We start from the raw sequence: 20,981 nt of genomic DNA on the forward strand, positions 1-20,981 counted from the left end.
TAATTGTTGCAATCGGCTTCATTCACTCGTTCGCTCCTCTTCATAGATCTTTTCCATAGCTTGCTCTAGAGTTGATATTTCAATTTGAAACATATTTAACCGTTTTTCTAACTGCTTAGCGTTCGCGTACCCGATTTTTAATAGATATCCTAATTTTTCACGCCTTTGTTTAGCTTTATTTCCACCTATTAAGCCATATTGGACTAAATACGGCTTCCATATGATATTTGTATGTTGTGTCTCATTAACTTCATATACTGCTTCTAACGCCCTTTTGAGGTCATCGACGTTAGCATGTTCTACACCTAAACCTTTTTTACCCTTTGCTTGACCTCGAGGTAAAAAGGCATGTTTACACCCTGGGACGTGTTCATCGATAATTCTTCTTATTCTCTCTCCTGGATAGTCTGGGTCCGTAAAGATAATCACACCGCGTTTTTCTTTCGCGTGCTTAATTTGTTCGATCGTTTCTTCATTAATCGCTGAACCGTTCGTTTCAATTGTATCGGCATCGACAGCTAGCTTAACACGTACGGTGTCGTCTTTACCTTCAACGACAATCACTTCATTTATTCGCAAACGGACGCTTCCTTTCTTGTTCAAGTCTAATTCGTTATGTAATTTTAAGGATCTAAACCAAAAAAGATAATCCTAACTATACGTTATTATAGTATAGCAGGATTATCTATAAATCAAAAAAGATTGTTTTATTCAATTACTCGAACTTGAACCGTTCGATAGCCCCAATTCATCGCTTCACTATGCGAATCAACTAAAATATCAATCTTGTTTCCAACAATTGCACCACCTGTATCAAGTGCAATAGCTGTAAAAGTTTCATTAGGTGTTTTAACTTCGACAATAGAGTAAAGCGGAATGACACTAGGGTCAACTGCGACCACTCTCATGCCGTTGTGATAAATAGAATCACTTACATCAACACCTGTAGCCGTCATTCCGGTACAACCCGATGGACAGTTTGCTGTATACTTCGTTGATGTAAACTCTTGAAACTCACCAGAAGATGAAGATGCAAGTTGAACTTCTTCTTTCGTTCCTTCCATTACAACACGATTAACACTTTCTTCTACAACTTCTTCATCGACAAGCTCTCGAGATACGACTTCACCATTCTCTTTAACGACTTCATATTCTTGAACTTTTTTACCCTCTTCACCTAATTGAACAACTTCACTTTCACCTTGTAACATTGAATCGTCATCGCGTGTCTCTGTTGTATATGGAACACTCTCTTCAACAGTTTCATAGTCTATAGACACACGTACTATTTCAATATCACGTTGGTCTCTAACCATTTGCGACGGATCAACGTTTAACTTATCATGCTCATTTAAATCAATACCTTCTTGATTAAGTAAACTTTGGACCGTCTGGTTTGTTACAACCTTTGTCTCTTCATCGCCACCGTCCACAATCTTCACTTCAAAAGCTGTGTTAATGGCAATATGCATCTGATCATGAACCGAATCATTTAGAGAAACTGACATTTGGTCATACTCTGATAATTCGATATCTTTATTATTTAAAAAATCTTCTACTGTATTTTCAGTTGTATAGTAATGTTCTGTACGTTGGTCCATTGTTACAATAACTTCTCTTGCCTGCTCATAAGTAATGTCCATACCATCTTCTAATTCAGCATTGACATCTACAGATAGATGGTCATGTTCACCGACTTCAACATCAAGTTCATCTAACAACTCATCTACTGTATCCGCTGTAGTTACAACTGTTTGTTCTTCATCGTCTAACACAACAGTTACTTCAGCCCTCATAGAGTCGTAGACAAAGAAAGTAATTGAGGCTAAAACTAAAATTGTTGCGAACAAGGTTAGGGCTATTTGCTTAAATCCAAAACGACTTAAACCCTTTTTCGCCTGTTCTGTACCTGCCATAAAAAATGCCTCCTCTGTACGCATTTGATTATAGGCACCATATAGTTATAAGTCAAATAATATTCAATTAAATAAACATTACATATTTATTACAAGTAGTTCTTTAGCCATAGAATAATAGACTAAAGTAGGTGCCTACATGCCATCATAACCAAAACAGGCCTCTATTATACGTACGTTGAACATACATTTTTATGACTGCATCTATACTAGATTTTAAATAATTGTCTAGCATTTTCATTCGTTTGTCTTGCTACTTCTTCTACTGATAAATCTTTTAATTCAGCTATCTTTTCAGCGACTAGTTTGACGTAGGCTGGTTCATTACGTTTGCCGCGATTCGGATGTGGTGCTAAAAACGGACAATCTGTTTCAATTAACAATTTTTCAAGCGGCACTTCTTGCGCTACTAGTTTAGGGTCTTTCGCATTTTTGAAAGTAATTGGGCCACCTAGGGAAATATGAAAGCCCATATCTAAGCACGTTTTAGCATAGTCGACATGATCATTATAACAGTGCATAATGCCTCCAACTTGTCCTGCTTGTTCTTCCTGTAATATTTCAACGATATCTTCAGTTGCTTCTCGATTATGAATAATGATTGGCATATTAACACGTTTAGCTAATGCTATTTGTTTACGAAACACATCCTTTTGGACATCTTTCGGTGATTTATCCCAATGATAGTCTAGACCCATCTCACCAATAGCGACGACTTTTTCATGGCGACTAAGTTCTTCAATCCAAGTTAAATCTTCTTCTGTCATATCAATTGCATCTACAGGGTGCCATCCTACCGCTGCATAGATGAAATCGTAGTTTTCAGCAATCTCAATAGCTAATGGAATCGTTTTGCGGTCGAATCCTACAACGACCATATGTGTCACACCTTCATCTTGTGCACGTCGGATTACTTCTTCGCGATCTTCATTAAATTGATCAGCATTTAAATGTACATGTGTATCAAATAACATTATATCCACTCCTCTAGTTATACAAGACAAAAGGGAACGTAAAACTGCGTCCCCTTTTTGTTAATATTATTTTATTGGTGTTCCATTAGGTAAAGTTTGATCCACTGTAGCTAATGACAAGTTTCCTTCATCATCTTCACCAGCTAAGATCATGCCTTCTGATAACTCGCCTCTTAACTTAGCTGGTTTTAAGTTCGTTACACAAATTACTTTGCGACCTACTAAATCTTCTTCTGAATAGTGTTCAGCTATACCAGAAATCACTTGTCTCTTTTCTGAACCTAAATCAATTTGAATCTTTAATAATTTGTTCGTTTTCTTAACTTTCTCGACATGAACAACTTCAGCTACTTTGAAATCAACTTTGAAGAAGTCATCAATTGTGATTTCTTCTTCAGCTGGTTGTTTTGGTGTATTTTTAGTCATCATATCTTTAATCGCTTGAACTTCATCTTCTGTTTCTAAGCGAGGGAAGATCGGTTTACCTTTTTTGACAACTTGAGCACCCTTAACTAAGTCATGTTGCGAAATACTATCCCAAGCTTTTAGCGATTCGTCTTCAATACCTAATTGGTTAAAAATTTTCTCAGGTGTAGAAGTCAAGAATGGCTGTAACATAATAGCGACCTTACGTAACGACTCAACTAAGTGAGCCATCACATTACCTAAACGGTTTTTCTGTGACTCATCTTCAGCTAACACCCAAGGTTCATTTTCATCGATATACTTATTTGTACGACTGACAAACTGCCATAACGTTGATAAAGCAACAGAAAACTCCATCTCATCCATCGCATTTTCAACTTGCTGCTTTGTTTGTTCAGCTAGTTCGATTAAGCTTTGATCATATTCAGTTTCATTTAGCGTAATTGATGGAATTTCTCCATCAAAATATTTATTAACCATCGCCACTGTACGGTTTAACAAGTTACCTAAATCGTTCGCTAAGTCATAATTAGAACGTTCAACAAATGCCTCTGGTGTAAAGACACCGTCAGAACCAAACGGCACTTCGCGTAATAAATAGTAACGTAATGAATCTAATCCGTAACGGTCTATTAAATCAACAGGATCGACGACGTTTCCTTTAGATTTAGACATTTTTCCATCTTTCATTAGTAACCAACCGTGAGCAAACACTTTTTTCGGTAGTGGCAAATCAAGCGCCATTAACATGATCGGCCAATAAATCGTGTGGAAACGAACAATCTCTTTACCAACTAAATGAACATCTGCCGGCCAATATTTTTGATAACGTTCATCTTGATCCGTTCCATAACCTAGCGCTGTAATATAGTTAGTTAAAGCATCGATCCAAATGTAAATCACATGTTTTGGATCGCCAGGTACTTTAATACCCCAGTCAACTGTCGTACGTGACACAGCCAATTCTTCTAAACCTGGCTTAATAAAGTTATTTAACATTTCATTTTTACGGCTTTCAGGCTGGATGAATTCTGGATTATCTTCATAAAACTGAACGAGACGGTCAACGTACTTACTCATTTTGAAGAAATACGACTCTTCTTTAACTTTCTCTACTGGACGGCCACAATCAGGACAATTCCCTTCTTCTAACTGACGGTCTGTAAAGAAAGATTCACACGGTGTACAATACCAACCTTCATACTCATCAAGGTAAATATCGCCTTGTTGAACTAGCTGGTCGAAAATTTTTTCAACGATATCTGTGTGACGCTTTTCTGTCGTTCTAATAAAGTCATCATGTGATATATCTAACTGATCCCAAAGCTGTTGAATTCCATTTACAATTTCATCAACATATTCTTTAGGTGTTACACCATTTTCTTCAGCTTTTTGTTGAATCTTTTGGCCATGTTCATCAGTGCCGGTTAAATACATAACGTCATAACCTCTTAAGCGCTTATAACGTGCCATGGCATCACCAGCAACTGTCGTGTAAGCATGGCCAATATGTAAATTGCCGCTCGGATAATAAATAGGTGTTGTAATATAAAACGTATTACGTTCTTCTGGCATGGTTTGACCTCCTATATTTAAATGCTATTTCTTTATTATATAATTAAATTTATATACAACTAGGTACTATATATTGTAACGATTAAATTAAATAATTTCCATTGTTATTCATAGTTTCTCTCATATTACTCTGACAACTTATGTAAATCATCTATGTTGTTTCAAAATGAAACATTTTACAATTATTTATATTTTAATTAATTGACTATACATACAAAGAGTGGTAAATTTAGTTGCGAAAGATAGCGAAATTTTGATCGAGAGGGGAGAAAAATAATGAAATCAACTGGTATCGTAAGAAAAGTAGACGAATTAGGAAGAGTTGTAATTCCTATTGAGTTGCGTCGTACACTAGATATAAACGTAAAAGACGCACTAGAAATCTACGTAGATGACGATCAAATCGTCCTAAAGAAATACCAGCCAAACATGGCTTGCCAAATAACTGGCGAAATCTCTAACGACAACATCTCTGTTGGAGACAATATCGTCCTTAGCAAAGAAGGCGCACAACAGCTAATCGACGAGATACAAAAGAAAATGAGCTAATTCTAACGGGGCTATTAAAAGTCCCGTTTTTTTATGTTACTGATGAAACTCGCTGTACACTTCACGGCTTGAAAGCCTCTGTCTTGCGCAACTCGTTTAACAGCTGCTTTTGTCTTTAATTGTTCGTTTTCCATATAGTATTCTACATGTTCTACTAACGATAAATCACCCCACCAGATATCACTTTCCATATCTTTTTCATCAATTGGCTCAACAATGATGCAAAATTCACCACGTATCGTAGAGTCGTTCGATATAGACCAATCATAAACGTCATTTATAGAACCACTAATATACTCTTCGAACTTCTTTGTTAACTCCCTAGCCAGTGTAACCTTTCGACCACTACTGTATACTTCTTTCATAACTTCTAATGTTTTAGTCACTCGATATGGTGATTCATAGAAAATAAGCGTATGTTGTTGTTGATCAAGTGATTCTAACATAGTAACGATCTCTTTCTTTTTCTTAGGTAGAAAACCTGCAAATGTAAAGGAGTTAGTCGGTAATCCTGAGCCGACTAAAGCACATAACGCTGCGTTTGCTCCAGGTAATACGACAACATCAATTCCTTGTTCTCGAGCCTGACTAACTAAAGTATATCCGGGGTCTGAAATTAAAGGCATGCCTGCATCACTTACTAATGCAATGGAACCACCGTTATGAATGCGTTGTAAAATGTCCTCAGTACGTTTGTCATGACTATGCTCATGGAAACTAATTAATGAATTGTTTAAGTCAAAGAAGTTAAGTAACTTTTGCGTTTGCCTCGTATCTTCACACGCAATAAGATCAACACTCTCTAATACTTTCAGTGCCCTAAATGTGAGGTCTTCTAAATTTCCAATTGGTGTCGGAACAACGTATAGTTTAGCCCCTTCTTGTTCAAAACTCTTTTGAACGTTAACCATGAGCGGAACTCCCTTCTTCACCGTATAATATTTTCGTCATCTCTTTAGTATAATCCCCATTTTCCTCATGGATATATAATGGCGGTTCTACTTTTAAATCAGGTTGTCCATCTTTAGCAAATTCAACTAATACAATATTAGCTTCTTTGTGTCGTTTAGGGTAAACAAACTTCAACCGCTTTACTTCTAACTTATAACTTTTAGCAACTGTCATAATTTCTGAAAGTCTATTGGGCCGATGAACCATCGATACTTTCCCACCTGATTTCACAGAACGGCTACACGCTTTTAATACATCATTTAAATCACAATATACTTCATGGCGAGCGATCGTTAAATGCTCGTTTTGATTACGTTTATTAGGTTCTTTCGTTTTAAAGTATGGTGGGTTGCACGTGACAACATCGAACGTTTGGTTAAACCGTTTCGTTTCTTCTCGCAAATCACCTTGAATCATATCTATTTGATCTGTAAGTTTGTTTAGTTGAACATTTCGTACAGCCATATCATAAAGGCGTTCTTGTATTTCAACCCCGACTATTTTTGCTTGCGAACGTTTAGTTAAGAAAAGTGGTATAACTCCATTGCCAGTACATAAATCTAAAACACGACCTCGTTTAATTGGCAAATATGTAAAATGAGCTAAAAGTACAGCATCCACCGAAAAAGCGAAAACCGTTGGGCTTTGAATAATTTGCCGTCTTTGGTCATTTAATAAATAGTCTACTCTTTCATCACCTTTTAACTCTACCATATAGCTCATCCCTCTTATGTGTTTTAACGTTGTTACAAGTAAGCTTCCCTACATAAAACAACCTTTACTACACTGTTTGCAGTAAAGGATGTTACAACATGTATATTTAATTAAAAAACTTTAAACAAAACATACAATCTTCTTCTTCACGAGGTGTTCCGAAATAAACGTGACAAATATGGAAGCCTTCCTCGTAAATTCTAGCTAAATTATCATAACCTTCACCGACGCTTTTTGAAGGAGTTTGTTCATCGTTTGACGAGTCCTCTTGTGTTAAATCATCTAAACGTTGACGTAAATGATGATTTTCATGCGCCAGTTGATGGTTTTCTTCCATTAACTGTACGAGGTCGTTTTTTAATAATGAAAAGTCTTTCTGTAAGTCTTCAAACTGCTTTTCTAAATGAGAAAAACGGTCTAAAACTTCTTTTTTGTTCACAACATCCACCTCATTACTCTGCTGCTGGAACAGAAATTGCTCCTTCATCAATTAACTCATCAAGTGTATATTCGACAACACGTTCCATCTCTGATAATTCAACTTGTACTAATCTTTCTAGCATATTTAAGCCGACAACTTTACCTGAACCATGTGATGTTGTTAAGCTTTCCCCGATATCTGGAAGCTCTTGTTTAGCATCTTCATACATATCATTTTCATACTTTAAACAACACATTAAACGGCCACATAAGCCTGAGATTTTAGCAGGATTCAATGATAAGTTTTGGTCTTTCGCCATTTTAATTGATACAGGTTCAAAATCACCTAAAAACGTAGAACAACACAGCATTCTTCCACAAGGTCCTATTCCACCTAACATTTTAGCCTCATCACGAACGCCAATTTGTCTTAGTTCGATTCGTGTTTTAAACACGGCAGCTAAATCTTTAACTAAATGACGGAAATCAACACGACCATCTGCTGTAAAGTAAAAGATTATTTTGTTACGATCGAATGTATACTCAGCATCAACTAAATTCATATCAAGCTGATGTTCTTTAATTTTATTAGAACAAGTACGGACTGCTTCTTCGGTCATCTCGTTGTTCTCACTTACCGTTAGCTTGTCCTTATCGTCGGCAATTCGAATAACTTTCTTAAGTGGAAGAACGACATCTTCTTCATCAACTTGTTTATTCGAGATTACTACTTTACCAAATTCGACTCCGCGTACTGTTTCAACAATGACATAATCATCCGTTGTTAAGTCAGCATCACCAGGGTCGAAATAATATATTTTACCCGCTTTTTTGAAGCGAACTCCAATTACTTCTAACAATCTATATCACCTCTGCAATTGAAGGACTAAATGTTCCATTGCAAGTGTATTGTGAACGTTATATGCTAACTTACGCTTTGTCTGTAAGAGTTCATAAACACATGTTTTTGCATCACTTAACGAAATTGTGTACTGATATTGTTGTAGTCTGTCTAGTTGATCTGTTAGCACGACCATATCTTCTCTATCTAAATGATACGATATAAGGTCTTGGTACCATAACAACAGCAAATCTATACCTAACTCCTGTTGGTGGCGCTCTTGAAAATGATTTAACCACACTTGATGGAGAAACAAGTAACCTTCTTCTTTAGGATTCATCACTTTATCTATTAATTGTATCACTATTCTTCTTGCTTCGGCAAACCAACTATCTTGACTCAGCTCTTTCGCTTCATCTAAACCTATATTTAAAGCAGCACAAATTTTGGCTGTCGACTCTGGAATCCCTTCACCAACAAATTGTTCGTACATATCTTCGCTTTTCAAAGGGTGAAATTGAATTCTTTGGCAACGAGACAAAATCGTATTTAATACAGAACCAGTATTTTCTGTTAATAAGATGGCAACGGTTTGTCTACTCGGTTCTTCTAGAAATTTTAATAAACGGTTCGCTGCATTTGTCGTCATTTTCTCTGCTTGATGTAAAACATATACTTTTTGATTCGATTCCAATCCTGTATATGTAAACTCTTTCTGTAAATATTCAATTTGGTCTTTTTTGATCGACTGTCCATCTGGTTCGATAAAATGCACATCAGGATGGTTGCCTGTTTGAATTCTTTTACACGAGCTACACTTATAGCAAGGTTCGCTATACTGCTTGTCAGTTTGCTCACAGAAGTATCGCATCGCAAACAAAAGACTGGCCTTTTGTTTGCCAGTCCCTTTAGGTCCGTGGAATAAATACGCATGAGCAATTCTAGCTTTCACAATACTGTTTTGTAACATACGTGTTGCTACAGGTTGTACTTCACGCATCGTTGACCAAGTTGTTGTCATTTCATTCATCCTGTTCCTTTAAGCATATAAGTTTAGTAACATACCTTTAATTTCTCCAATGACATCTAAAACGTCAATTGAATCTTTCTCTTGATCTAATACGTCATCAGTTAATTCAATTAACTTATCATCAATTTGCTTAACTAAAGAGAGGGTTTGGCTGCCACCTTCTAAATCCCATTTTCGGGACTGTTCAAGATCTAATCCAGAGTTAACTGTTTCTTGAATGAACTGTCTGACCATCTTCTTATATTTCCCTAAATCCTGAAACGAGCGGAACTTCGCTACTTTTTCACCTTGCTTCGTTAAATCAGCCAAAAGACGGTTTAATTCTGTTTCCTTTAGCTTTTGTGTCTCCTGTCCAACTACGCTTTGAAAAGATGATTTGGCATTAGTTTGTTTCAGATTATTTTGTTTAGATGTTTCCATTTGCGTTCGTACGTCTTGGCTTACTTTCACTACTTGTCACTCCTACTAAAATTGGTGAAAAGCATCAACTGGAAGAACAAAAACCGTTGCTCCACCAACTTCAACTTTAACAGGCTTTGGAATGTACGAGTCTGCATTACCACCCATCGGTGAAATTGGTGCTACCATTTGTTCGCGGTAACTACAATTATCTTTAATAATTTCTAAAGCCCGATCGACATTATCGTCGTCACAACCGATCATTAATGTCGTGTTACCTTCCTTTAAGAAACCACCACTTGATGATAATTTAGTCGACTTGAAGTTCTCTTCAGACAACGCATCTGAAAGACGGTTTGAATCTTTATCTTGAACAATCGCAAGGATTAATTTCATCCTTTTCCTCCTCATAATTTGTACTTATTAATATTATAACAAGTTTTCTGATTATTTAGCACATGATATGATTATTTTTTAACAAAACGTGTACATACGAAACCTTACTTCTTTAATAAGAAAGAACGTATAACTGTTTCACATTCTGTCTGAACATTTTCTAGTGACTCATGAGCATCAATACTTTTAATTCGATCAGAGAAACGCTCTTTTAATTGATGATAAGCTTCTTCTACTTTCTTATGAAAATCTAGCTTTTCTAAATCAAGTCGGTTTTTCTCTCTTTGATCATTGTCACTAATTCGGTCTAAACCAACTTGAGGGTCGAGTTCAAATAAAATAGTTAAGTCAGGCATACAGTCCTCAATCGCAAATTCGTTTACTTGATAGACTTCTTCCATCCCTAATCCTCTTGCATAGCCTTGATATGCTAAACTACTGTCGACAAACCGGTCGCACAAAACTACTTGTCCACGTTTTAATGCAGGCATTACTCGTTCTACTAGATGTTGTCTACGGGCCGCAGCATAAAGTAAAGCTTCTGTGCGGCTGTCCATGGCAGTATGGTCTTTGTTTAAAATAATTTCACGAATTTTTTCAGCAATTTCAATGCCTCCAGGTTCACGTGTTGTTACAACTTCAAAACCTTCAGCACTTAATTGATTCGAAATATATTGAATAACTGTAGATTTCCCCGCACCTTCTACGCCTTCAAATGTTATAAATAATCCGCTCACGAAGATAACTCCCTTTATATTAAATTTGATAAACTTTTATTTTATTTTTATAGTTATTACTTGATCTTTGAATATGCTGTTTGCGTTTTTCAGCTTTTTCAATTGTGTTTAAAGCTTGTTGAGAAATATATTCACCATTTAATATAACTGGTATTCCAGGTGGATAAGGTGTAATCGACTCAGCAGCAATTCGCCCGCTCGCCTCATGAACATCTACCCACTCTGTTTTTAACAACTTTAACTCACGATATGAATATTGAAAACGTTGAATTTTACTTACATCAAAATGACTGTCTACCATTTTATCATGATAAGCGTTGTCTTCCACTTTTTTTATACAATTAATTAATGCCATACTCTGCTTTTGTCTTAAGTCTTCATCTAATTTGATTCCATGGATGAATAACAATTGATTTTGGTCAACTAACTCTGCATCAATACCGTAATCGTGTAAATGCTTGTACACTACATTCAGATCTATTGTCTCTGAAGTTAAAACCGTTTTTAAAGGGTCATCCATTTGTTCACGAACAGGTAGAACATTACAGTTAGTCAACTTATTTAACTGATTGTTGAACTCCGCAATTTCTTCAACTAACCGTACTTGGTCTTCTTTACTATAGTTAGCTATGTACTGCCTAGCTAAATCTAAACTCGTCATAATTAAATAAGATGGACTGCTCGATTGGACAACTTCTAAATAATACTCTAATTTACTGCGATCGATTCGATCAGAGTTCACATGGAGAAAAGACCCCATCGTTAATGCAGGTAATGTTTTATGAGCTGATTGAACGACGAGATCAGCACCACATTGTGTTGCTGATTTAGGAAATGGTGCATCGAATGAAAAATGAGCACCGTGTGCTTCGTCGACTAAAACTGGAACATTAAAAGAATGAGCGACTTGCACAACCGACGATAAATCAAAAGTCGTTCCGAAATAATCTGGATAAGTAAGAATAGCAGCTTTAATATTTCGATCATTCGTTAAAGCTTGTTTAACAACACCGGAAGATATATGACAATATCGACGTGCAATTGAGTCATATTCAGGTGAGATGAAAACAGGCTTTGCTCCTACTAATTCTAAAGCATGCATCACTGATTTATGGCAATTTCGTTGCACTAGCACGTGATCATCTGCAGTTAAACTGGCTAAAATCATTGCTAGGTTACCAGAAGTCGTCCCATTTACTAAGAAGAAAGTCTGTTTTGTACCAAAGTATTGAGCAGCTAAATGTTGTGCTTCTAATATAGGGCCTTCTGATTCATGAAGATCATCAAGACCTGGCAATTCCGTTAAGTCATAGCGAAACAGTTCTTTCATGTGCCTGAATTGATTATGTACAATGTCTCCACTTTTATGTCCTGGGACATGAAATGAATAGCACTTTTGCTTTAAATGCTGTTGAATCGCCTCATACAAAGGCGCTCGTTGTTGACTCATATAAACACCTAACTTAAACTCGTTTTAATTCATATTGTACACGAAAATAAAATCACGTAACATAAACGTTATACACTTCTAAACTAACTTTTATAAATTTTCATGTTACAATAATAAAATAATACAATAAATAAAAGAGAGACCTTTGACACACCGTGCGTTAAATTCTCTATGATGAATATTAGAGGTGAATAATTAATGTTAGATGATCAATCAATTGAACATAAACTGCGTGAAATCCTTTCAGATGAAAATATTTTAATCAATGAACCGTTAAATAATCATACTTATACAAAATTAGGCGGGGAAGCCGACTTTTTTGTAACACCTACGTCATATGAAGCAGTGAAAAAAGTTGTAAAGTTTGCTAACCAAGAACAGCTACCTTTCACACTACTTGGAAACGGCTCTAACTTAATCGTAAAAGATGGTGGTGTTCGCGGCGTCGTTTTAAGTCTTAAAAAGTTAGATGATATAACTGTAGATGGCTATGAGATGATCGCTCAAAGTGGTGCTCGAATCATCGATGCATCACGTGAAGCTTTAGCAGAACATTTAACAGGACTAGAGTTTGCTTGCGGTATTCCAGGAACAGTCGGTGGTGCTTTGTTTATGAATGCAGGTGCCTATGGCGGTGAAATTAAAGATGTATTAAAAGAAGCCGTCGTCGTTGACCGAGAAGGCAACCTTCTAACACTACCTGCAGATGCGTTTGACTTACAATACCGTCATAGTAATATACCAGAAAAAGGTTTTATCGTTTTAGAGGCTTTGTTCGAATTAAAGCCCGGTAAATATGATGAGATTAAAGCTGTCATGGATGACCTTACGTACAAACGGGAATCAAAACAGCCGTTAGAATACCCATCTTGTGGCAGTGTGTTTAAACGCCCTCCAGGTTACTTCGCAGGAAAATTGATTCAAGATAGCGGTCTTCAAGGAAAAGGTGTCGGTGGAGCTGAAGTATCTGAAAAACATGCTGGGTTTATCATTAATAAAAACAACGCAACCGCAACTGAATACATTCAATCGATCGAAATGGTTCAAAAAACAGTTAGTGAAAAATTCGGAGTAGATTTAGAACGAGAAGTTCGTATTATCGGAGACGACCCTGAGTAAATGCAAAGAAGCGGCTAATCATTAGCCGCTTCTTTTTTATATTAAATTAGGGGAGATATTTATAAAGTTATGATGTCGTTTGATTTAGTAAACGGCGGAATTTCAATCGATCAACAAAATATTGATAGCGCTCATCGTCAGGGTTAGTATTAACAATCTCTCTTTCACAACCTTTACAAATAAAAGAAGATAATACATGAATCCCGTCTTGCTTCCACTCTCCACAAATTTGACAACAATTAATTGATTGACCTTTCATCGTCTCCCACCTCCATTAACTAGAGTGGACAACTTACTAGATTTTTATACGTATCTATTAAACTTTTTTAGAAGAATGTTCTGGTAACTTCAGTTGTTGTTGCTTAAACAATATTAAAAACCTACCACATTGCGGTAGGCCTATAATAAAGTTATTTACTTACATTCTCTTTATAGCACTCGATAAATCGATTTGCATCCACGGAAAAAAGTTTCCTTATATCTTTAACATCATTCTTTGATACGAAGTTTGAGACAAGTCGTAATGCAAAAGAATACCCACTAAACACAGGGATACCAAGTTGCTCACTTCCAAAACACAAAGGACTTTTTATATGGTCGTCTGTTGATTTTAAGTAATCTTTACATTCGTTCCAATATTTCTTTTCGACATCAGATGAAAAATAATCTTTCCACCACCTGTAATCTGGATACAAGGAAAGGCTAAAATACTCAGCTGTTCCTTCCATCTTATACCATTCTTCCAAAGTAAAAGTACTCATTGTTAAATTGTAGATTGGGTTTTCAGGACTAGCGTGGTGACCTTCATGTGCTAATAAGTACTTAAAGAAATCAAGGTTTGGTTTTGGAGGAATGGCTATGATGATATTCTCCGAACCATTAGTAAAAGCATTCGTCCAAAGAGACTGAGGATGATCTTGAAAAAAACGAAATGGTAACGCAGGCACCACTGTTACTCGTATTTTATTAAAATTAAGATATTGATTGACGTTGTATATTGTTTCCTCAATAATCTTTGATATTTGCTCAACATTCCACTCATGTTCTTTTATTTCTTCATTAGATTTCTCTTTAAACTCTAACATTTTAAAGCGTTGCGCTATACTCTTCCACTCAGTCATCCAAGAATCCTTTTTTATTAGAGAACTTAATTCTTCTTCTAAATAATCCTCTAGTCTGTTTTTATTGTTTAATATTTGATTAGGAGTTATTTGTTTAACTTCAAGCACGGAGAACCCACCCTTCCATAGTATTGTTACTATATTCTAGGGTCTGGTTTTAAATTCCTTCATTGAATTTAGACTTACTAACTAAAAAAGAGAGGCGCATTTGCACCCCTCCTTAAATGACCGTTATAAAATAAATACATGGATCGCAACTAATGCACCAACACCAAAGATCCCTAAAAAGCCTGCTATCACTGATGTAAACAAATTGATCGGTATATGCAGACCGAACATTGAGCCAAATACATTAGCGAAAAATATAAACAGAGCACCAACTATGACCTTCAAAACCCCTTTTGAAGCCCATTGCATAAACTTCAGTGGTGGTCCAAAAAACAACAATAAAATAACAACCGCCAAAAATGCTAATGTCACAACTATTGGATCCATATTTGATCTCCTTTCGCTTGTCCTACTAATACGCTATGTCGCTTAGCCTATTAATAGAACTAAAAAAGGAAAATCTTTATTATAGGTCTCTTCTTCCTTCTAACGCTTTAGATAACGTCACTTCATCGGCATATTCTAAGTCGCCTCCGACCGGTAAACCGTGAGCAATTCTAGTTAACCGTATACCTGAAGGCTTCACTAATCTTGAAATATACATGGCCGTTGCTTCACCTTCAACATTCGGATTAGTCGCTAGAATGAGTTCCTCAACTTTTTCATCCTTCAATCGCTCAATTAAAGTTGAGACGTTTATATCTTCAGGACCAATACCTTCCATAGGTGATATTGTGCCATGTAGCACATGATACTTCCCTTGAAAGTCTTTCATTTTCTCCATCGCGATCACGTCTTTTGGGTCTTGAACGACACAAATGACAGAGTTATCACGACTTTGATCACTACAAATACTACATGGGTCTTGGTCTGTAATATGACCACAAACTGTACAATGCGTTAATTCACGCTTAGCATTAACTAACGACTTCGCAAAGTCTAACACGTCATCTTCTTTCATTTCTAACACAAAAAATGCCAGGCGAGCGGCAGTTTTTGGACCTATACCTGGCAATTTTGTAAAGCTATCAATTAACTTTGTAATTGGTTCTGGATAATACATGGTGGCATGCCTCCTAGAACATTCCTGGCATATTCATACCTTTCGTGAACTGTCCCATTTTTTCATTCGTTGTATCATCAACTTGCTTTAGCACATCGTTTGTCGCAGCAATGATTAAGTCTTGTAACATATCTACATCATCTGGGTCGACTACTTCTTCGTTAACTTCAACGTCTGTAATTTCTTTCTTACCATTAGCGACGACTTTAACCATACCACCGCCAGCAGTTGCTTCAAAAGTCATTTCATGAAGTTCCTCTTGCGCTTTCATCATTTTCTTTTGCATTTTTTGCATTTGCTTCATCATGTTATTCATATTTCCCATTCCTTTCATACTTGTAAGTTTTCCTTAAGAATCCTTAATCTCTATTAAATCATCGCCAACTAATTTTTGTGCTTCAGAAATTAATTGATCGCCATCGGTGCTAGTATTTTGGTGACTTTCCTCATCTTCATCACCTTCACCTTGCTCAGATTGTTGGCTTAAGAAGTCTTCTCTTATTGGTTTCCACTCTTCTTCTGGAATCGGAATAATAGTTATTCTTTTTCCAATATAATCACTTAGTACAGTTTCTACCATTTCCTGGTTTTCTTGAATAAGTGAACAATGAATCTCGAACTTAAAAGCTAATATTAAGTTTTGAGAAGAGGCTGCTTTCGGTTGACTATTAACTAGTTTAGCATGTGCTGGTGGACTTGTCTTTTTCAACCCATCCATAAAGCTAGCCCAATTAGTTTTGATCGCATTAATATCCTCTTTCGTTGCTTCTGATAAAGTTTGACGTACCTTTTCATAAGGTACTTTATATTTATTTTGGCGACTAGGTGCTGGTCGTTTATTCGTTTCATTTTTCGGTTGTTCTGTTGTATTAACCGAAACACCTTGTTCTTTTAAAGCTTTTAATTCTTTTTCTAATGTTGCTATTTGTTGTAACAACTCTGGCGATGTTGTTTGCACTTGCTCATTAGTCGATTGATGACTGATTTCTTGAATATTTAACAAAGCAACTTCTACTAAGATTTTAGGGCTACTTGTCCATTTCATGTCTTGTTGTGTTTGGTTAAGAATTGAAATGGCTTCTTCCAACCAGTCTGATGTTAAAAGTTCTCTTACTTGATGAAACTGTTCGTTCGGAATAGCTCGGACTAACGCTTCTTCAACATCTTCTGCACTGTTGTACATATACAAATCTCTTAAAAAGTGGATAAAATCAAAGACAAAGCGACTTGGGTCTTTACCTTCTTGCATCATTTGATCAAGCAAGCTTAACGCTTCTTTACCATCTTGGTTAACAAGGGCATCAATCATTGATAACAGTTGTTCTTGAGCAATCGACCCTGTAACAGCTAACACATCTTCCATATGAATATGACCATCTTCACTATATGCAATCGCTTGGTCTAATATACTAAGTGCATCACGCATTCCGCCTTCAGCTGTTAAACCAACGTGTACGACAGCGTGATCATCATATTGAATACCACCATCATCTAAAATCAATTTCAGTCGATCGACAATAGCTTGTTGTGAAATTCGTTTAAAATCAAATCGTTGACACCTTGAAATGATCGTAAGTGGAATTTTATGTGGTTCTGTCGTTGCTAATATGAAAATGACGTGAGCTGGAGGTTCTTCTAATGTTTTTAACAGTGCGTTAAAAGCTCCAGTTGATAACATATGCACTTCATCAATGATGTAAACCTTAAACGGAACAGAGCTTGGTGCATACTTCACTTTATCTCGGATTTCGCGAATGTCATCTACACCGTTGTTAGAAGCTGCGTCAATTTCAATTATGTCTGAGATCGAACCGTCTTGAATTCCTCGACAAGCATCACATTCTCCGCAAGGCTCTTTAACAGGGGAATGTTCACAATTGATAGCTTTTGCGAAAATTTTCGCAGCACTTGTCTTACCTGTACCACGTGGACCAGTAAAAAGGTAAGCATGTGCTACTTTTGATTGTTCAATCGCATTTTGTAGCGTTCTTGTAATATGTACTTGACCAACAACATCTTGAAACTGTTGTGGGCGCCAAACTCGGTACAATGCTTGATATGCCATGGACATAATCTCCTTTAGGTTCTCTTTTCATTATAACTGATTCGGATCAGACATTTCAAAATGTATCGTACGTTTTTACGAAATATATGAAAAAACTCACCTGATTAACCAGGTGAGTTTCATCGTTTATGTACGCCGTGCACCCATCTTCGATAAAGTAACCCATAAGCGTTACGCAAGATCCTAGCTCGGTTCAGGTAACCCTGCGACACACGAGAGAGACCGCTTACTGCTGCTTCCTTCCGGACCTGACAGGGTTCACGGGTTCTCGTTGCACAGGACCCAAACGTCAACACTATTCACTTACGTCAGACCTTAAGATTACTTTACCTCAGACGGGAATTCAGCCCCACTATAGCGGATTGTGGGTAACAGGGCACCGCTACCTCCCCACCTAGCACGGCAAGTGTTATAAGGTTTGCGCTTTGTTTAGCGCATATACAAGTATATTATCTTTTAAGCAAAAATGCAATGATAATAACGAACCAATATTTTCTCCTACTTTTGCTTTCTCTTTTGTCTTAATTGATGAAAGAAGTTCGTTAAAAGGTGCGCACATTCTGCCTCCAATATACCATGTTCCACTTTAGCGCGGTGGTTAAAACGTGGTTCTTCTAACAAGTTAGTAATAGACCCAGCACAACCCGCTTTCGGATCTTTTGCTCCATAAATAACATGGGGAATTCTTGATTGAACAATAGCTCCTGCACACATAGGGCATGGTTCTAACGTGACATACAACTGACAATCTTCCAAACGCCAGCTCCCAATGGCTCCATTTGCCTTTTCAATAGCAATTAGTTCAGCATGAGATGTACTTTTTTGACTTGATTCACGTTTATTATATCCCGTTGCAATGACATTACCATCAAATACAATAACTGCACCAATTGGTACTTCACCAATAGCTTCTGCTTTTTTCGCTTCTTCAATGGCTAACTGCATATATTGCTCATGCATGACAATTTCACCTCTAGGCTTATGAACATCTATTTCATTTATGCATATCTATAGAAACTGACACATACATTCAAAAAGAATAAATTGGAAAGGAGTGTGCTCATTGCTCATCCACGTCGTACAACAAGGTGATTCTGTATACTCTGTTGCTAACCGGTATCAAACGCCTATTGAGGATATCATTGAAGTAAACCAATTAGATCAGCCAGATGACCTTGTCATCGGGCAAGCATTAGTAGTTCCTGTATCTCAATACACTGTTCAAGAAGGTGATAGCTTTTATTCAATCGGTCAAAGGTTAAATATCCCGTATGAGTTATTAGCCTCTTACAATGAATTAGATTTAAATGAGCCATTAATGATTGGTCAGGAGTTAATATTACCAGAGCCTGACCGCCGTACGATTACCACTAACGCCTATATTGAACCATTCGGTGAATCAGTAAGTGACAGTTTGATTGAATCAGCTTGGGCTCGCACACCTTTATTAACATACTTAGGTATGTTTAGTTATGAAGTGAATGAAGATGGAACACTTTCTCCACCGCCATTAGATGACATTCCTATGATTGCACAAGCTAATAATACAGCATTAATGATGGTAATTACAAATTTACGTGATGGTGCTTTCGATCAAGAGTTAGGAAGAATTATTTTAACTGACGAACAAGTTCAAGATCAACTGCTAGATGAAATTATTCGTATAGCAAATGAAGTCGGCTATCGTGATATTCACTTTGATTTTGAATTTTTACCACCAGAAACACGAGAAGATTATAACAATTTCTTAAGAAAGGCAAGAGAAAGACTAAGCCCACAAGGTTTACTCATCTCAACAGCATTAGCACCAAAGACAAGTGACGAACAAACAGGGCCATGGTATGAAGCTCATGACTATCAAGCCCACGGTGAAATTGTTGATTTTGTGATTTTAATGACTTATGAATGGGGTTATGGTGGCGGTCCAGCAATGGCTGTCTCGCCGATTGGGCCAGTTCGTGAAGTTGTAGAATATGCCTTATCAGAAATGCCAGCTGAAAAAATTATGCTTGGTCAAAACACTTATGGATATGATTGGACTTTACCGTTTGAAGAAGGCGTTACAGCACCTGCAATTAGTCCAAACGAAGCGATTCAACTCGCAAGAGAGAATAATCAAGCAATTGAATATGATGAAGAAGCACAAGCACCATATTTCTATTATTGGGATGAAGAAGGGAACCAGCATGAAGTATGGTTTGAAGATGCTCGTTCAATCCAGGCGAAGTTTGATTTAATTGATGAACTAGGTTTAAAAGGAATTAGTTATTGGAAGCTAGGCTTAGCCTTCCCACAAAACTGGGCACTACTGAATTATAACTTTGATATCGATAAAATTGTTTAACGAATATAAACTTCTCTAAGTTCATTTGGTGTTAGGTCATAAGCTTGTAAAAGTCCTCTCGTTTCACAAGCTTCTTTTGATACAGCTTTGTATGGGATCTCAACTTTAAAAAGGTTTTTAAAAGGGTTAGGCGAAACAGAAACAGTCTGTTCGTCTAGCCATTTTGCTTTGATTATACCTTCAATACCTGAAAATTGTTGTCTGAAACCATCTTTAAACATTGGGTCTTCATCTTCTTTTGCTGTCCCTGGTTCATTTAAGCAAAGGTATAAAGATAAGTCATCACAAAACTGTAGTAAGCGGAAATGAAAATCAATATACTCTTCTGGCACTTGAATGTCTAAGATGCTTTTAATTTTATCTTGTCGAATCATTTCCTGGGAAATGAAGTCGGTAATAGTCGAATTTGTTGTATTTTCATCGAAGAATGATAAATAATGTTGGCTACATAATAAAGCCGCATATTCAGACTGATTCTCAACTAAACCAATTCCTTTTCGATAATGTTCCACTTTAGGTTCTAACGGATAATCCATAAAGGAATGCGGTTGGTCTTTTTCTTCATTCCAAGTGGGATGTTTGTCTAATGGGATCCAAGCACAATCGTGTTGGCTTACTGCATACTCAACTTCCTTACGATAAAGTCCACCTTCAAACAATGAATCTAACCAGTTTCTTGCTATTTCCCCACTCACTAAAGCATGATCATGTTGTGTGATCATCTTAAAGTGAGAGTTAGAAGATGTCACAATCATGCACACTCTCTCCTTTATATGTATAGTA

24 protein-coding genes and 1 other RNA gene are annotated in these 20,981 nt (G+C 36.7%); 3 read left to right on the forward strand and 22 right to left on the reverse strand.

The window, feature by feature from the left end; translation table 11 throughout:
• Window positions 1-18: 18 nt before the first annotated feature.
• The 4 genes from rnmV to metG form a co-directional block, all read right to left on the reverse strand.
• Window positions 19-579: a ribonuclease M5 gene (gene rnmV, locus A194_RS0101195; protein WP_017185060.1), complete on the reverse strand. Its 561-nt coding sequence runs from the start codon at window positions 577-579 to the stop codon at window positions 19-21.
• 128 nt (window positions 580-707) lie between these two features.
• Window positions 708-1,916: a G5 and 3D domain-containing protein gene (locus A194_RS0101200; protein ID WP_017185061.1), complete on the reverse strand. Its 1,209-nt coding sequence runs from the start codon at window positions 1,914-1,916 to the stop codon at window positions 708-710.
• Window positions 1,917-2,125: 209 nt separating this feature from the next.
• The gene (locus A194_RS0101205) at window positions 2,126-2,890 is read right to left on the reverse strand and encodes a TatD family hydrolase (RefSeq protein ID WP_017185062.1); all 765 of its coding nucleotides are present in this window, start codon (window positions 2,888-2,890) and stop codon (window positions 2,126-2,128) included.
• A 66-nt stretch (window positions 2,891-2,956) separates the two neighbouring features.
• On the reverse strand, window positions 2,957-4,891 hold the full coding sequence (metG, locus tag A194_RS0101210; RefSeq protein WP_017185063.1) for a methionine--tRNA ligase: 1,935 nt from the start codon (window positions 4,889-4,891) through the stop codon (window positions 2,957-2,959).
• 276 nt (window positions 4,892-5,167) lie between these two features.
• Here metG and A194_RS0101215 point away from each other — a divergent pair, with 276 nt between their 5' ends.
• On the forward strand, window positions 5,168-5,440 hold the full coding sequence (locus tag A194_RS0101215) for an AbrB/MazE/SpoVT family DNA-binding domain-containing protein (protein WP_017185064.1): 273 nt from the start codon (window positions 5,168-5,170) through the stop codon (window positions 5,438-5,440).
• A 14-nt stretch (window positions 5,441-5,454) separates the two neighbouring features.
• On the opposite strand, the gene rsmI is transcribed toward A194_RS0101215, so the two are convergent.
• The 9 genes from rsmI to A194_RS0101260 form a co-directional block, all read right to left on the reverse strand.
• Window positions 5,455-6,351, reverse strand: a complete 897-nt coding sequence (rsmI, locus tag A194_RS16850; RefSeq protein ID WP_083834209.1) for a 16S rRNA (cytidine(1402)-2'-O)-methyltransferase — start codon at window positions 6,349-6,351, stop codon at window positions 5,455-5,457.
• Entirely contained in the window at window positions 6,344-7,105 is a 762-nt protein-coding gene (locus tag A194_RS0101225; RefSeq protein WP_017185065.1) for a tRNA1(Val) (adenine(37)-N6)-methyltransferase, read from the reverse strand. The genes rsmI and A194_RS0101225 overlap by 8 nt, the downstream gene beginning before the upstream one ends.
• Before the next feature lie 106 nt (window positions 7,106-7,211).
• Window positions 7,212-7,544: a DNA replication initiation control protein YabA gene (gene yabA, locus A194_RS0101230; protein WP_017185066.1), complete on the reverse strand. Its 333-nt coding sequence runs from the start codon at window positions 7,542-7,544 to the stop codon at window positions 7,212-7,214.
• Window positions 7,545-7,557: 13 nt separating this feature from the next.
• Window positions 7,558-8,385 (reverse strand): PSP1 domain-containing protein, encoded by an 828-nt coding sequence (locus A194_RS0101235; protein WP_017185067.1) that lies wholly within the window; start codon window positions 8,383-8,385, stop codon window positions 7,558-7,560.
• A 6-nt stretch (window positions 8,386-8,391) separates the two neighbouring features.
• Entirely contained in the window at window positions 8,392-9,387 is a 996-nt protein-coding gene (gene holB / locus A194_RS0101240; protein WP_017185068.1) for a DNA polymerase III subunit delta', read from the reverse strand.
• 18 nt (window positions 9,388-9,405) lie between these two features.
• Window positions 9,406-9,846, reverse strand: a complete 441-nt coding sequence (locus A194_RS0101245; protein ID WP_017185069.1) for a YaaR family protein — start codon at window positions 9,844-9,846, stop codon at window positions 9,406-9,408.
• A gap of 15 nt (window positions 9,847-9,861) precedes the next feature.
• Window positions 9,862-10,191 (reverse strand): cyclic-di-AMP receptor, encoded by a 330-nt coding sequence (locus A194_RS0101250; RefSeq protein WP_017185070.1) that lies wholly within the window; start codon window positions 10,189-10,191, stop codon window positions 9,862-9,864.
• 104 nt (window positions 10,192-10,295) lie between these two features.
• Window positions 10,296-10,928, reverse strand: coding sequence for a dTMP kinase (tmk, locus tag A194_RS0101255; protein WP_017185071.1), 633 nt, complete (start codon window positions 10,926-10,928; stop codon window positions 10,296-10,298).
• A 19-nt stretch (window positions 10,929-10,947) separates the two neighbouring features.
• Window positions 10,948-12,378: an aminotransferase class I/II-fold pyridoxal phosphate-dependent enzyme gene (locus A194_RS0101260; protein ID WP_017185072.1), complete on the reverse strand. Its 1,431-nt coding sequence runs from the start codon at window positions 12,376-12,378 to the stop codon at window positions 10,948-10,950.
• A 198-nt stretch (window positions 12,379-12,576) separates the two neighbouring features.
• On the opposite strand from A194_RS0101260, the gene murB reads away from it, so the two are divergent.
• Window positions 12,577-13,497 (forward strand): UDP-N-acetylmuramate dehydrogenase, encoded by a 921-nt coding sequence (gene murB, locus A194_RS0101265; protein WP_017185073.1) that lies wholly within the window; start codon window positions 12,577-12,579, stop codon window positions 13,495-13,497.
• A 67-nt stretch (window positions 13,498-13,564) separates the two neighbouring features.
• Here murB and A194_RS0101270 read toward each other — a convergent pair whose 3' ends face one another.
• The 8 genes from A194_RS0101270 to tadA all read right to left on the reverse strand — a co-directional run bounded on the left by A194_RS0101270 (window position 13,565) and on the right by tadA (window position 18,814).
• Window positions 13,565-13,756 (reverse strand): sigma factor G inhibitor Gin, encoded by a 192-nt coding sequence (locus A194_RS0101270; RefSeq protein ID WP_017185074.1) that lies wholly within the window; start codon window positions 13,754-13,756, stop codon window positions 13,565-13,567.
• 151 nt (window positions 13,757-13,907) lie between these two features.
• On the reverse strand, window positions 13,908-14,726 hold the full coding sequence (locus tag A194_RS0101275; RefSeq protein ID WP_017185075.1) for a DUF2268 domain-containing putative Zn-dependent protease: 819 nt from the start codon (window positions 14,724-14,726) through the stop codon (window positions 13,908-13,910).
• Window positions 14,727-14,849: 123 nt separating this feature from the next.
• Window positions 14,850-15,113, reverse strand: a complete 264-nt coding sequence (locus tag A194_RS0101280; RefSeq protein WP_017185076.1) for a pro-sigmaK processing inhibitor BofA family protein — start codon at window positions 15,111-15,113, stop codon at window positions 14,850-14,852.
• Between the two features lie 79 nt (window positions 15,114-15,192).
• The gene (gene recR / locus A194_RS0101285) at window positions 15,193-15,789 is read right to left on the reverse strand and encodes a recombination mediator RecR (RefSeq protein ID WP_017185077.1); all 597 of its coding nucleotides are present in this window, start codon (window positions 15,787-15,789) and stop codon (window positions 15,193-15,195) included.
• A 13-nt stretch (window positions 15,790-15,802) separates the two neighbouring features.
• The gene (locus A194_RS0101290) at window positions 15,803-16,123 is read right to left on the reverse strand and encodes a YbaB/EbfC family nucleoid-associated protein (protein WP_017185078.1); all 321 of its coding nucleotides are present in this window, start codon (window positions 16,121-16,123) and stop codon (window positions 15,803-15,805) included.
• A 15-nt stretch (window positions 16,124-16,138) separates the two neighbouring features.
• Window positions 16,139-17,854, reverse strand: a complete 1,716-nt coding sequence (dnaX, locus tag A194_RS0101295) for a DNA polymerase III subunit gamma/tau (protein ID WP_017185079.1) — start codon at window positions 17,852-17,854, stop codon at window positions 16,139-16,141.
• A 135-nt stretch (window positions 17,855-17,989) separates the two neighbouring features.
• Window positions 17,990-18,257: signal recognition particle sRNA large type (gene ffs, locus A194_RS19590), an RNA gene on the reverse strand.
• Window positions 18,258-18,352: 95 nt separating this feature from the next.
• Window positions 18,353-18,814: a tRNA adenosine(34) deaminase TadA gene (tadA, locus tag A194_RS0101300; protein ID WP_017185080.1), complete on the reverse strand. Its 462-nt coding sequence runs from the start codon at window positions 18,812-18,814 to the stop codon at window positions 18,353-18,355.
• A gap of 103 nt (window positions 18,815-18,917) precedes the next feature.
• Here tadA and A194_RS0101305 point away from each other — a divergent pair, with 103 nt between their 5' ends.
• Window positions 18,918-20,198, forward strand: coding sequence for a glycoside hydrolase family 18 protein (locus tag A194_RS0101305; RefSeq protein ID WP_017185081.1), 1,281 nt, complete (start codon window positions 18,918-18,920; stop codon window positions 20,196-20,198).
• Here the strand turns inward: A194_RS0101305 and A194_RS0101310 are convergent.
• Entirely contained in the window at window positions 20,195-20,953 is a 759-nt protein-coding gene (locus A194_RS0101310) for a DUF3891 family protein (protein WP_017185082.1), read from the reverse strand. The genes A194_RS0101305 and A194_RS0101310 overlap by 4 nt on opposite strands.
• Between the last annotated feature and the right edge of the window lie 28 nt (window positions 20,954-20,981).

Origin of the sequence: Alkalibacillus haloalkaliphilus C5, from assembly GCF_000269905.1 — a bacterium.
GTDB classification, from domain to species: domain Bacteria; phylum Bacillota; class Bacilli; order Bacillales; family Alkalibacillaceae; genus Alkalibacillus; species Alkalibacillus haloalkaliphilus_A.

Bases quoted from the DNA above. Each gene is read 5' to 3' on its own strand.
- A194_RS0101270 (WP_017185074.1), bottom strand. From the start codon at position 13,756: ATGAAAGGTCAATCAATTAATTGTTGTCAAATTTGTGGAGAGTGGAAG.
- holB (WP_017185068.1), bottom strand. From the start codon at position 9,387: ATGACAACAACTTGGTCAACGATGCGTGAAGTACAACCTGTAGCAACA.
- A194_RS0101290 (WP_017185078.1), bottom strand. From the start codon at position 16,123: ATGAAAGGAATGGGAAATATGAATAACATGATGAAGCAAATGCAAAAA.
- metG (WP_017185063.1), bottom strand. From the start codon at position 4,891: ATGCCAGAAGAACGTAATACGTTTTATATTACAACACCTATTTATTAT.
- rsmI (WP_083834209.1), bottom strand. From the start codon at position 6,351: ATGGTTAACGTTCAAAAGAGTTTTGAACAAGAAGGGGCTAAACTATAC.
- A194_RS0101310 (WP_017185082.1), bottom strand. From the start codon at position 20,953: ATGATTGTGACATCTTCTAACTCTCACTTTAAGATGATCACACAACAT.
- A194_RS0101215 (WP_017185064.1), top strand. From the start codon at position 5,168: ATGAAATCAACTGGTATCGTAAGAAAAGTAGACGAATTAGGAAGAGTT.
- tadA (WP_017185080.1), bottom strand. From the start codon at position 18,814: ATGCATGAGCAATATATGCAGTTAGCCATTGAAGAAGCGAAAAAAGCA.
- A194_RS0101280 (WP_017185076.1), bottom strand. From the start codon at position 15,113: ATGGATCCAATAGTTGTGACATTAGCATTTTTGGCGGTTGTTATTTTA.
- A194_RS0101250 (WP_017185070.1), bottom strand. From the start codon at position 10,191: ATGAAATTAATCCTTGCGATTGTTCAAGATAAAGATTCAAACCGTCTT.
- A194_RS0101205 (WP_017185062.1), bottom strand. From the start codon at position 2,890: ATGTTATTTGATACACATGTACATTTAAATGCTGATCAATTTAATGAA.
- recR (WP_017185077.1), bottom strand. From the start codon at position 15,789: ATGTATTATCCAGAACCAATTACAAAGTTAATTGATAGCTTTACAAAA.
- dnaX (WP_017185079.1), bottom strand. From the start codon at position 17,854: ATGGCATATCAAGCATTGTACCGAGTTTGGCGCCCACAACAGTTTCAA.
- A194_RS0101225 (WP_017185065.1), bottom strand. From the start codon at position 7,105: ATGGTAGAGTTAAAAGGTGATGAAAGAGTAGACTATTTATTAAATGAC.
- murB (WP_017185073.1), top strand. From the start codon at position 12,577: ATGTTAGATGATCAATCAATTGAACATAAACTGCGTGAAATCCTTTCA.
- A194_RS0101200 (WP_017185061.1), bottom strand. From the start codon at position 1,916: ATGGCAGGTACAGAACAGGCGAAAAAGGGTTTAAGTCGTTTTGGATTT.
- A194_RS0101260 (WP_017185072.1), bottom strand. From the start codon at position 12,378: ATGAGTCAACAACGAGCGCCTTTGTATGAGGCGATTCAACAGCATTTA.